Source organism: Nitratireductor sp. L15S-10 (assembly GCF_045011005.1).
Taxonomy (GTDB): domain Bacteria; phylum Pseudomonadota; class Alphaproteobacteria; order Rhizobiales; family Rhizobiaceae; genus Nitratireductor.
Genome location: NZ_CP120674.1, coordinates 1,012,785 through 1,024,846, shown reverse-complemented (window position 1 = coordinate 1,024,846; position 12,062 = coordinate 1,012,785). Strand labels below are relative to the sequence as shown.

At 60.2% G+C, this 12,062-nt stretch carries 12 protein-coding genes; all 12 read right to left on the bottom strand.

Going from position 1 to position 12,062, the window contains the following annotated elements:
* Nucleotides 1-5 precede the first annotated feature (5 nt).
* The 12 genes from P2W41_RS04970 to P2W41_RS04915 all read right to left on the bottom strand — a co-directional run bounded on the left by P2W41_RS04970 (nt 6) and on the right by P2W41_RS04915 (nt 12,042).
* Nucleotides 6-1,319: an MFS transporter gene (locus P2W41_RS04970; protein ID WP_404934458.1), complete on the bottom strand. Its 1,314-nt coding sequence runs from the start codon at nt 1,317-1,319 to the stop codon at nt 6-8.
* The gene (locus P2W41_RS04965) at nt 1,319-1,600 is read right to left on the bottom strand and encodes a metal-sensing transcriptional repressor (protein ID WP_404934457.1); all 282 of its coding nucleotides are present in this window, start codon (nt 1,598-1,600) and stop codon (nt 1,319-1,321) included. The genes P2W41_RS04970 and P2W41_RS04965 overlap by 1 nt, the downstream gene beginning before the upstream one ends.
* Nucleotides 1,601-1,775: 175 nt before the next feature.
* Nucleotides 1,776-3,377: an FGGY-family carbohydrate kinase gene (locus P2W41_RS04960; protein WP_404934456.1), complete on the bottom strand. Its 1,602-nt coding sequence runs from the start codon at nt 3,375-3,377 to the stop codon at nt 1,776-1,778.
* The gene (locus P2W41_RS04955) at nt 3,377-4,072 is read right to left on the bottom strand and encodes an HAD family phosphatase (protein WP_292900286.1); all 696 of its coding nucleotides are present in this window, start codon (nt 4,070-4,072) and stop codon (nt 3,377-3,379) included. The genes P2W41_RS04960 and P2W41_RS04955 overlap by 1 nt, the downstream gene beginning before the upstream one ends.
* Before the next feature lie 14 nt (nt 4,073-4,086).
* The gene (locus P2W41_RS04950; protein WP_404934455.1) at nt 4,087-4,863 is read right to left on the bottom strand and encodes an SDR family NAD(P)-dependent oxidoreductase; all 777 of its coding nucleotides are present in this window, start codon (nt 4,861-4,863) and stop codon (nt 4,087-4,089) included.
* A 44-nt stretch (nt 4,864-4,907) separates the two neighbouring features.
* Nucleotides 4,908-5,909, bottom strand: coding sequence for an ABC transporter ATP-binding protein (locus tag P2W41_RS04945; RefSeq protein ID WP_292897330.1), 1,002 nt, complete (start codon nt 5,907-5,909; stop codon nt 4,908-4,910).
* Nucleotides 5,910-5,921: 12 nt separating this feature from the next.
* Complete coding sequence (locus tag P2W41_RS04940; protein WP_404934454.1) at nt 5,922-6,752, bottom strand: carbohydrate ABC transporter permease; 831 nt, start codon at nt 6,750-6,752, stop codon at nt 5,922-5,924.
* 10 nt (nt 6,753-6,762) lie between these two features.
* Nucleotides 6,763-7,632: a carbohydrate ABC transporter permease gene (locus tag P2W41_RS04935; protein WP_292897332.1), complete on the bottom strand. Its 870-nt coding sequence runs from the start codon at nt 7,630-7,632 to the stop codon at nt 6,763-6,765.
* Nucleotides 7,633-7,727: 95 nt separating this feature from the next.
* Nucleotides 7,728-9,035, bottom strand: a complete 1,308-nt coding sequence (locus P2W41_RS04930) for a sugar ABC transporter substrate-binding protein (RefSeq protein WP_292897334.1) — start codon at nt 9,033-9,035, stop codon at nt 7,728-7,730.
* Nucleotides 9,036-9,149: 114 nt separating this feature from the next.
* Nucleotides 9,150-10,097 carry a sugar-binding transcriptional regulator gene (locus P2W41_RS04925; RefSeq protein WP_292897336.1) on the bottom strand — a complete coding sequence of 316 codons (948 nt, stop codon included), beginning with the start codon at nt 10,095-10,097 and terminating at the stop codon, nt 9,150-9,152.
* A 374-nt stretch (nt 10,098-10,471) separates the two neighbouring features.
* Nucleotides 10,472-10,669 carry a hypothetical protein gene (locus P2W41_RS04920; RefSeq protein WP_404934453.1) on the bottom strand — a complete coding sequence of 66 codons (198 nt, stop codon included), beginning with the start codon at nt 10,667-10,669 and terminating at the stop codon, nt 10,472-10,474.
* A gap of 443 nt (nt 10,670-11,112) precedes the next feature.
* Nucleotides 11,113-12,042, bottom strand: coding sequence for a dihydrodipicolinate synthase family protein (locus tag P2W41_RS04915; protein ID WP_404934452.1), 930 nt, complete (start codon nt 12,040-12,042; stop codon nt 11,113-11,115).
* Nucleotides 12,043-12,062 lie beyond the last annotated feature (20 nt).

Below are 12,062 nucleotides of genomic sequence, written 5' to 3'. Positions count from 1 at the left end.
CCTGATCAACGCTCACGCGGCCATGCGACATGCATGTCGTCAATCACATAGGCATGGGCGTGACGGCGCCCATGTCCACTTCCCGCAAGATGCGGGTGGTCCTCCGGAAGGTCGTCATGGCTGTGTTCGACAATCTCCGGATCGTCGGCCGGCCAGATGGCAAGACCGGCCCCGATGGCGACCGCGACCAGCGCTGAGAGGATGATCGACGTGGCGGGCAGGCCGAGAGCCGCGCCCGCCCAACCGGCAAGCGGATAGGCGATCAGCCAGCAGGCATGAGAGAGGGCAAACTGCGCGGCGAAGAGTGCCGGGCGGTCCTCCGGATTGGCTGAGCGTCTGAGCAGTCTGCCGGACGGCGTCTGCGCCGTTGAATAACCAACACCAAGCACGAACCATAAAGCCAGCAACCACGCAAATCCGGGCAGCGCCGCCGCAGTCAGCGTACCGGCCACCAGAAGAGAGGCCCCGGCCAGCATCACCGTGCGGTCCGAGGCGGTTTCCAGCAATTTGGGCAGTGTGAGCGCGGCCACCATCGACCCGCCTCCGAACGCAGCAAGCGCCAGCGCGGTCGACTGATTATCGAGGGCAAAGACACCCTGCACATAGACAACCGTGTTGACGATCACCAGGGCCCCCGCCGAAGCGACGGCCAGGTTGAGCGCCAAGAGCCCGCGCAGACGTGGCGTTGCAAGGTAGATGCGAATGCCGCGCGTGGTCCGATCATAGATGCCGCGCGGCTTTCCCGGTTTCGGGCTGGGCAAGGCCACCGACATCACGAGTGCCGCCGAGACGAGAAACCCGATCACGGTTCCGGCAAACAGGTTGTGAAATGAGACAACGGAAAGCAGGGCGGCCGCCAGCATCGGACTCACGACACTTTCCAGATCGTAGGCCAGACGCGAAAGGGAAAGCGCCCGCGTATAGTCTCTCTCATCCGGCAGAATATCGGGAACCGTAGCCTGAAAAGTGGGTGTGAAACCCGCTGAGGCGGATTGCAGCATGAAGATCAGGACGTAAACCTGCCAGACTTCGGTAACAAAGGGCAGGAACATCGCGACACCTGCACGCACCAGATCGAGTGTCACCAGCATTGCGCGGCGCGGCACCCTTTCTGCGAAGGCGGAGGCAAGCGGCGCAACGCCAACATAAGCGATCATCTTGATGGCAAGCGCCGTTCCCAACACCGCGCCTGCATTGTCTCCAGCCAAATCGAAAGCAAGCAGCCCCAGAGCCACGGTCGCAAGCCCGGTTCCGATCAACGCGATCACCTGCGCGCCGAACAGATGGCGATAGGTTCGATTCTTCAGGATCGCCAGCATCACAAATACTTCGCTATTTCCCTCAATTCATCGAGCGCCTGTCGCCGCTCACGCGCGAGCGGCCCGATCACATCTTCAAGACAATGATCAAGATGATCCTGGATCAACGTCTTCTTGGCCTGCGCAATGGCCCGTTCGACCGCATGGAGCTGCTGGGCGATGTCGAGGCAGGGTCTGCCGGCCTCGATCATTTCGATGACCCCGCGCAAATGCCCGTCGGCGCGTTTGAGCCGCTTGACGATCTGGGGGTGCGTTTCGTGCAGATGAGGTTCCGTAGTCATTGATAAATGCTATCCCCCCGTAGAGGATATGACAAGACGTTTTGACGTAGGAATGGCAATCCGCAACGGGTGTATCACAAACCGGTCAGTCGCGGCGATTCGCGGAGCCGTCGGCCGCCTTATCCTCTCCCAAGGAATGATGTTTGCCTAGCGAAGCGGGACAGCAGATTGCACCTCAGATGCCGGTTCGCCCTGAGGCAATGGCGTCCAGCGCTCTGCGCTGACGATGCATTTCCAGAAAGACGCGATAGTCACGATCGAAACGTTCCCGGGCAATGGGGTTCGGTCGCCGCGCCCTGCCCCTCTGTGCCATGCTTACACAGGCATCCGTCAGACTATCGTGGAGCCCGGCAGCCGTAGCCGCTACCATCCCGGTCCCCAGAAGCATGGCGTCCTCGGCGCCCGGCTCCTCCACCGTGCAACCGGCAGCATCCGCATATAACTCCATCAACAGCGGATTTTTCGTATGTCCGCCCGTAACGTGAAGCGTGTCGATGGCATAGCCCTTTTCGTTCAGCGCATCGAGAATGTGACGAATTCCGAACGCAATCGCCATCGCGGTACGCCAGTAGAGCCGGCAGAGACTGTCGAAAGAGGCGTCGAGGGTCAGCCCCGAGATGACCCCGACTGCATGGGGATCGGCCAGAGGCGAGCGGTTTCCGTGAAAGTCCGGCAGAACGTGCAGCCGGGCGGCAAGCTCGTATCCTTCTGCAGCCCGCAATTCGTTGACGCGGTCGCAGATGCGTTTGTGCATCCCGGCATCCGGCTCTCCGCCCGCAGCGTGCCAGCGGATGATGTGGTCGAGCAAAGCACCTGAAACGGACTGGCCGCCTTCACCGAGCCAGCATCCCGGCAACGCCGCCCCAAGATAGGGACCCCATACGCCAGGCACTGGACGGGCCTCGCGGGAAAAGGCCATGACACAGCTCGACGTCCCGGCGATCAGCGCCATGTGCCGATCGATACTGTCGGCATCGCCAGCAAAACCGCCAAGCACGCCGAGGGCTCCGCCATGGGCATCAATCAGCCCGGCTCCAACCCTGCACTGTTCCGTGAGACCAAGCGCATCCGCAGCGTCTGCGGCGAGTGGCCCAAGATCCAGACCGATGGGGCTTGCCTCTCCCGGCAATTGCCCGCGTTCAAGCATGTCCGGGATACCGACAGTCTCGAAGAAATCGCTCTGCCAACCGGACTTCTCATGTGCAAGATAGGTCCATTTGCAGGTCAGTGTGCATTGTGAGCGCGCGAGCGAACCCGATGCTTTCCAGGTCAGGAAATCGGCCAGATCGAAAAAATGACCGGCAGCGTTCCAACATCGCGGCAGATTGCGCTTTAGCCACATCAGCTTTGGCGTCTGCATCTCCGGCGACATGACGCCACCGATGTAATCAAGCACACGGTGGCCGGTTTGCGTGCATTCATCGGCTTCGGAAAGCGCACGATGGTCGAGCCAGACGATCGTGTCCCAACCCGGCTCTCCATCGGGTGAAACGCTTACCTGGCCACCATCACGATCCCGCACAACCAAGGAACAGGTGGCATCGAAGCTGATACCGACAACGCACTGAGGCGCCACCCCTGCCCGCTCAACCGCAGTCCGCACCGAGGCACACACCGCATGCCAGATGTTTTCGGAATCCTGCTCTGCGAAATCCGCTGCAGGCCGGTTCATCCGGATCGGCGTCTCAGCTCGACCCAGAAGCTGGCCTTCACGGTCAAGCACACCGGCGCGGGCGCTGCCTGTGCCCACGTCAACCGCCACCACATAATCGCGCATCAGTTCTCTCTCTGGGTCTCCACCAACCGGACGAGAAGGTCCGGAAGCAACTGCATCCTGTCAAAAATCAGGTCCGGTTCCAAGCGTTTCAGAATAGCGCGATGCGCTTTGGAACCGGCGTGGGATGCACCGGCGAAACACAGGACCCGCATACCGGCCCGGTGCGCAGCCTCGATCCCGGCGGGGCTGTCTTCCACGACGACACAACGGGCCGGTTCAATCCCCATCGAGCGGGCGGCAAAGAGAAAGAGATCGGGAGCCGGCTTGCCGTTGGGCACCATCGTCGCGCTGAACACATTCGGTTCGAAACGATCAAGAAGCCTCGTCACCCCAAGCGATACTCGGATACGCTCCGGCTGGCTGGAAGAGGCAACACAATATGGCAGTTCAAGACCGTCGAGCGCTTCGTGAATCCCATCGACCGCCCGCAGTTCTTCACGAAAGGCAGTGTAGAGATTCTCACGCATGCGCGACAGTGCAGCCTCGTCGAGATCGACGCCGAAATCCGCACTGAGCAGCGACCTGATCGTGGTTAAGGAGCGACCGAGAAACAGTTCATAAGCCGTTTCCGGTTCAATATGCACACCATGTTCCGCGACGGCCTCCAACAGGACCCGCATGGAAAGCGGCTCACTGTCCACGAGCACACCATCGCAATCGAAGATCACAAGCGCGATGTCGTGCTTCGTTGTCACCTGGCTCACATCCTTCACCAACACGAATAACCGCCGTCCGCCATCACGATCGAACCGGTCATGAGGCTGGAAGCATCGGAGGCGAGGAATTGAACAACCGAGGCGATCTCGTCGGGCTGGCCGACACGTCCCATGGGGGTCATCTCCAGCCAGGTAGCATACATCTCGGGATTCTCCTGAATACCGAACGCTGTCAGCGGTGTTTCGATATAGGTTGGGGCGACCGCGTTGACACGAACCCCACGCCGGCCCCATTCGGCGGCCAGAGACCTGGTCAGCTGGTGCACCGCGGCCTTGGAGGCGTTGTAGAATGCCTGGGGCTGAGGCTTGTTTACGATCACGCCGGACATGGAACCGATATTGACGACGGAGCCGCTGCCGCGGTCCAGCATCTTGCGGCCGAACGCCCGGCAACACCAGAACAGCCCGTCGACATTGACATCCATATGGAAGCGCCAGTGATCGTCACTGGTTTCTTCAGCCGGCACGTCGCTCTGCGCCACGCCTGCATTGTTGACGAGAATGTCGACCCGCCCATGACGTTCCGCAATTGCATCTGCGGCGGCATTCACCTGTGTCGACCTGGTCACGTCCAGCACGATGCTCTCTGCCGAGTGACCCAGTTTGTTCAGGGCTTCGACGCTTGCTTCGGCCAGGTCGGCTTTCATGTCCGCAACCACCACATGGGCACCGGCTTCGCCAAGCGCGCGGGCGCATGCGGCACCGATACCCTGGCCTGCACCGGTGACCACCGCGACGCGTCCATCGAGCCTGAATTTTTCCAGATACATTTCAAAACACCTTCTTCGTTCTGCTTACCCTGTGTGCCGGACCATCAGCTCAAGGCATTGCCGGCGTCATCGAAACGGTGCAGGCGCTCTGGCGATGGAGTGAGATAGACCGTCTCACCGTGACGCAACGCAAACTCACCGTCGGCCCGCGCGGTAAGCTGTCCGATCCCGTCAATGTCGACATGGAGAAACGTGTCGGAGCCAAGATGCTCAGCCACGCCGACCCTGCCCTTCCAGTGACCGCTTTCGGTCGAAAGCTGCAGGTGCTCGGGCCGGACTCCGATTGTCGCAGCCCCCATCTTCTCCGCTTCGATGCCCTGGACGAGGTTCATGCGCGGCGAACCGATGAAACCCGCCACAAACAGATTTCTTGGGCTGCGGTAGAGTTCCAGAGGTGAACCGACCTGCTCGATCCGTCCCGCATTCAGCACGACGATCTTGTCGGCCATCGTCATGGCCTCCACCTGATCATGGGTGACGTAAATCATCGTCGTGTTGAGCTGATGATGGAGTTCGCTGATCTCAAGCCGCATGGAGCCGCGCAGTGCTGCATCGAGGTTCGACAACGGCTCATCAAAGAGAAACGCCTTTGGCTCCCGCACGATCGCCCGGCCGATCGCCACACGCTGGCGCTGACCGCCGGAAAGTTGCCCGGGACGACGGTCGAGATAATCCGTCAGATTGAGAATGCGCGCGGCGTTGCGCACCTTCTCGTCGATCGCCGCCTTGTCCGCTCCGGCCATTTTCAGCGGGAAAGCGATGTTCTTGTAAACGCTCATATGCGGATAGAGCGCATAGGACTGGAAGACCATGGACAGGCCGCGCTTTGCCGGAGAGCGGGCGGTCATGTCTTCACCATCGATCAGGATCCGGCCGCTTGTCGTGTCTTCGAGGCCCGCAATCAGGCGCAGCAACGTGGATTTGCCGCAGCCTGACGGACCGACGAACACGACAAATTCATTGTCGGCAATCTCCAGATCGATCTCGGGAATGACGACTGTCGAGCCAAAGGCCTTGTGCACCTTTTCGAGACGGATTTCCCCCATGATTGTCGTTCCTTATTTGACGGCGCCAAAAGTGAGGCCACGCACGAGCTGACGTTGCGAGAACCAGCCCATGATGAGGATCGGGGCGATGGCGAGTGTCGATGCGGCCGAGAGCTTTGCCCAGAACAGCCCCTCCGGGCTGGAATAGGAAGCGATGAAGGCTGTAAGCGGCGCTGCCTTGGCTGCCGTCAGGTTGAGTGTCCAGAAGGCCTCATTCCAGGCAAGAATGATGTTGAGAAGCAGGGTGGAGGCGATGCCCGGAACAGCCATGGGCGTCAGCACATAGATGATTTCCTTGGCGAGCGAGGCGCCGTCCATCCGGGCGGCTTCAAGGATGTCTCCGGGAATCTCACGGAAATAGGTATAGAGCATCCACACGATGATCGGCAGGTTCGCCATGGTAAGCACGAGCACCAGACCGATCCGCGTATCGAGCAGCCCCGCATCGCGAAACAGAAGGTAAATCGGCACCAGAACACCGACTGCCGGCAGCATCTTTGTGGACAGCATCCACAGGAGCACGTCCTTCGTGCGCTTTGTCGGAGCGAAGGCCATGGCCCAGGCTGCCGGGATGGCGATGAGGAGACCGAGCAGGGTCGAACCAAGCGAGATCACCACCGAGTTCATGAAATGCTTCAGGTAGTCGGACCGACTGTTGACCTCGACATAGTTCTCCGCTGTCCACTCGAAGAACAGAAATTGTGGCGGCGTTGCGATCGCAGCACCCTCGGACTTGAAGCTGGTCAACACCGTCCAGAGGATTGGAAAGAAGATTACGAAGCCGACGAGCCAGCCTATAACTGTGAAGGTGAGACGAGTGCGGGTGGAAACGGTGCGGGCCATCGGGTCTCTCCTATTCCAGGTTCTTGCCGATGAGGCGGACGAGGAAAATGGCGACGATGTTCGCCAGCACCACGGCAACGATGCCGCCGGCAGAGGCGCCACCCACGTCGAACTGCAACAGCGCCTGCACATAGACCAGATAGGTCACGGTGGTTGTCTGCACGCCCGGCCCGCCATTGGTGGTCACGAGGATTTCCGCGAACACGGAGAGCAGGAAAATAGTCTCGATGAGCACCACCACGGTGATCGCCCGCGCCATGTGCGGCAGCACGATATGGATGAAGCGCGAAACCGCCCCCGCTCCGTCCATCTCAGCCGCCTCCTTCTGCTCGGTGTCGAGAGACTGAAGCGCCGTCAGCAGGATCAGCGTTGCGAAAGGCAGCCACTGCCAGGAGACGATCATGACAATCGAAAAGAGTGGAGCCTCGCCGAACCAGTCGACAGGCTGAAGGCCAAATGTGCGCGCGATCCAGGCAAACAGCCCGTTCACCGGATGCATCAGCATGTTCTTCCAGACCAGCGCCGACACGGTTGGCATGACGAAGAAGGGGGCGATGACCATCAGGCGCACAATGCCCTGCCCGAAGAACGGCTGGTCGAGCAGCAGTGCCATCATGATGCCCCCACCGACGCTGATGAGAAGCACGCCCCCCACCAGGAGCAGTGTATTCAACAGCCCCGTGAGGAATGCGGGATCCGTAAGGAAAAACCGGTAGTTCAGGAAGCCGGCCCACTCCTCCATGCCCGGCATCAGGAGATTGTAGCGCAACATCGAGAAGTAGAGCGTCATGGACAGGGGAACAGCCATCCACAGAAGCAGCAGAACGACTGCGGGCGTCATCATAAGCCGGGCGCTGGCGCGGGTCTGTAGCGTGGCCATGAGCCTGCCTCTTCAAACGTTGTGTCGACGGATAGGCGGAATCGGGATCGCGACCGGGAGAGAGGGCCGGTCGCGACCCCGGGGGATGGGCGGGTTTACTTGGGGTATCCCGCCTTCTGCATTTCACGCTGGGTCAGCGCCTGCGCGTTCGACAATGCCTGGTCAACGCTGGATTGCCCGGCAAGTGCGGCTGAGAATTGCTGGCCGACCGCCGTCCCGATACCCTGAAACTCCGGGATCGCGACAAACTGCACACCCACATACGGCACGTCCTCGACCGTTGGGCTGGTCGGATCAGCAGCCTGAATGGACTTGATGGTCAGGTCGGCAAAAGGCGCGGCTTCCTGATAGGCGGGGTTTTCATAGAGCGAGGTCCGCGTGCCGGGCGGCACGTTGGCCCAGCCTTCCTCCTCCGCAACGAGCGCGCTGTATTCCTTGCTTGTCGCCCAGGCTATGAAGGTCTTTGCGGCGTCGGTTTTCTGCGAGCCGGCGGGAACGGCCAGAGACCACGCCCAGAGCCAGTTTCCGCGCTTGCCGAGCCCCTTGTCGGGCGCAAGTGCAAAGCCGACCTTGTCAGCCACCTGACTTTCATCCGGGTTGCTGACGAAAGAGGCCGCCACCGTGGCGTCGATCCACATGCCGCATTTTCCGGTCTGGAATAGCGCCAGGTTCTCGTTGAAGCCATTGGAGGATGCTCCGGGCGGTCCTGCATCGTTCATGAGATCGATGTAGAACTGCAGGGCCTCCTTCCATTCAGGCTGGTCGAACTGCGGATTCCATTCCATGTCGAACCAGCGCGCGCCGAACGAGTTCGCCATGGCGGTGAGGAACGCCATGTTCTCGCCCCAGCCGGCCTTGCCCCGCAGGCAGATTCCATAGATCTCGCTGTCTTTATCGGTGATCTTGCGCGCTGCTTCGCCGATAAAGTCCCAGCTTGGGGCCTCCGGCATCTCAAGTCCCGCTTCCTCGAACAGATCCTTGCGGTACATGACGAAGGAACTCTCGCCATAAAATGGCGCGGCATAAAGCGTTCCGTCCATCGATAGGCCGGCCCGGATGGCCGGCAACAGATCATCGACGTCGTATTCAGGGCCGAAATCGAGCGGTACGAGCCAATTCTGCGCGGCCCAGATCGGCACCTCATAGGTACCGATGGTCATGATGTCATACTGACCGCCCTTGGTGGCAATGTCCGTGGTGACACGCTGCCGCAGGACATTTTCCTCCAGCGTTACCCATTCAAGCTCGATATCGGGATGCTTTTCCGTGAACGCGCCCGCAAGCTTCTGCATACGGATCATATCGCCATTGTTGACGGTCGCGATCGTCAGTGTTTCCGCCTGCGCCGCAACGGCAATGGTCATTGCCGAACACGTCATCATGGCCAGAAAATTCGCTCTCATGGTCTCCTCCCAAAGAATTGAGCAAATGCTATGTTGATGAGCAAATACTCACTTCACTTCAAAGTCAAGCCCTTCTGTCTCGGAGAAACAGAAGCGGACGAGCGGAGGCTCGGCTCAGCCAGCCTCCAGCAGCGCTGTCGCCGTGCATTCATCGGTGATCAGCCCGTTGACGATGTGGCGGCTTACAGCAGCCGTAATAGCGGGAAGTTTGCGCGCGCCCATCGCCGCTGCAATGACGAGCGAGGTTTCCGACGACGGCAATGGTGCGCTTGCGACACGCTCATTCAAACCGCCCTCGATGTAGACGCCATTTGCGTCAAACGACCAGCCGACGATCTCCCCGACCGCACCCGCCCTTTGAAGAGCGTCCAGCTCGGGCCTGGATACGAAGCCGTCTTCGAACACTGGCGCGTTATCTGTCATGTCGCCTATACCGACAAACGTCACATCCGCCCTTCTCGCCAGTTCCAGTGCCGGCCGGATCATCGGCTGCTCGTGAAGAAGATTCCGCTCTTCGGGCGACGAAACGATCACCGGCAGGGGCATGGGGAAACTGCGGGCCTTCACGGTATCCGCCATGGTGAAGATAACGTTGTAATAGGCCGCCGAGCCATCGGGCGCGATATTTCCTGTCAGTGAAACGATGCGGTGTTGAGGACATTCCATCGGCGGCAGTTGTTCGATTGCAGCCTTGAGCGTTCGCCCTGTCCCGATCGCCATGACGATCGGTTCCGCCGAAAGCAGATGTCGCTCTATCTGGGCGGCAGCCGCCTCCGCCACACCGACTGTTGTCGAATTCGATTGAGGATCGCTGGGAACCACTTCGGCAAACTGAAGATCAAAACGTTCTTTCAACCGTCGCGCCAAATCCATGCAAGCGGCGATCGGGTGGTCGATCCTTACCCGCACGAGCCCTTCCGACACAGCCAGCGAGACAAGGCGTTGTGCGGATTGCCGCGAAACCCCCAGCGTCGCAGCAATCTGATCCTGCGTGTTGCCCGCCACGTAATAAAGCCATCCTGCCCGGGCGGCGTCATCCAGTCGATTTCCGCGTGCGCTCATACTTTCCAACTCATGTTCTGCTTGTCAGTCCAATGATCATAACTCTAGCGAAGCAACGGGGAGACAACCAGCAACATGATGCAAACGAACAGGCCTGGTGAGACAGGCCCGGAGCACCCGGGGCTGTGGCCTACGAAACGCCGGACGCATACAGACGCAAAAACCGGCCTTGGTGGGGGCATGAGACCAAGGCCGCCACCAATATGGGGCATTGTCGGCAATCGTACGGCGCAGCGTCTCACCAGGCTCATCCGCATCCCAGGCGCAAGGTAAAGCCCCCCCCCCGTGTTCTCGGCCAAACACTGCACCTGACGGCCTTGATCCTGCGATAGACCGACCCGACCACATGCGTGGTAAAATTGACACCCGGATTTTCAGTTCAGAAGCGAGAGCGCAGGGGCGGCATGGCAGATATCGATACCGTCTGCAACGACGACCACGGTCGCTGCATTTTCTGTAAAACGTAGTTGGTTTGCCGCAATCCGCACGGCATCGGAAAGCAGTCGCTTGCCCTTCGGCGGCAACCATTGGCCACAGCGGTCATCCGAGCCACGGACCGGCAGCCTACGCACCGGAACCACCGGTTCTATGTTCGAACAGGCACCTTCCCCACATGGAGCCTGCGCAATCGAAAACAATTATAGTGTGTGCCTCCTGGGCAGGCACACTGGCGCGCAGACCGAATACCAGGAGATTTCACGCCAGAAAAAGGAAATGCAGAAAGGGTGCGTTTCAAGGCGATGGATTGGCAAGCATTCCAGGCTCCATTCTCGCGCGCATTCATCCGCCGGAAAAACGGACAAAGGCCAACATCGAGAAGACTATCCGCTGCTTCGCAACCGCACCTCACCCATTTGGGTGACATCACACGGTTGCGCGAGGAGATGCGCTGGATTGGAGCGATTATGTTCGGCGGGTAGAGGCGGAACCCGCAACCCACTCGCATCGACGGCATTTCAGGCACCAGCCAGTCCCGCCTCCACAGGGTGAGAGCACGATGCGACTTCTCAGACCTTCAGGCTGCCGCGATCCGGGAGCGGAAATGTTCCGTACCTCGCTCAATATGATCGAGCAGATCAGCGGCGGCCCAATGCCGCTCCAGAGGGTGGTAGTCCACCACCCGGGAATGAGCGCTCGAAAAGGTTCCCAGCCTGAGATGCCATAGCTTGGCGAGCTTTGGATACCCCATCCCCTCAGCCATTCCGGCCAATGCGAGAAAAACCGCGAGATCGCGAACCAGTTCCGTATCCTCGCCCCTGTGTTCGTACATCCAGGCATAGAGATCCGGATGGAAATTGCTGAACACGCCACCGAAGCCCCGCGACCCCGCACGCATGGCGGCAAGCGCGATCGCTGCATTGGCGTTGACAATGGCGAAGGGCGTACCCGCAGTTATCGCTGCGCGACGGGCCACCGTCGGCAGGTCGCAACTGACATCCTTGAGCACGGCAAAGCGGCCCGTATCCAGGCAGAGCTTCAGCTCGTCATCGCTGAGCAGGCGGCGATAGGGGACCGGGCATTCATAGAGCCCGAGCGGCAGATCGTCTGGCAAGGCTCTCAGGATCGCTTCAAGCGCATGTCGGAACCCCTCGAAGCCAGCATTGTCTGGATCCAGCCTGTTGGTGACCAGAACCAGCGCATCGACCCCCGTTTCGGCCATTGCCTTTAGCTCTGTGAGCTGGTCGTCCAGCGCCTCGGATATGTGCCCTGAAGCAATCACCGGCAGCCGCCCACGCGCGCATTCGAGCGTGCGGCGCGCCAGAAGAACACGCTCGTCCAGCTGCAGCCTCTGCATCTCACTCGACTGGCAGACCGCGAACAATGTCTGTGCACCGCCTTCGATATACCAGTCGGTCAGCCGTGCGAGCCCATCCTCGTCAATGCGGTTGGCCGACGTGAAAGGCGTGAGCATCACCGGCACGAGGCCATCAATCCCAATTTTCATTTCTTGCCCATCTGAAGGTT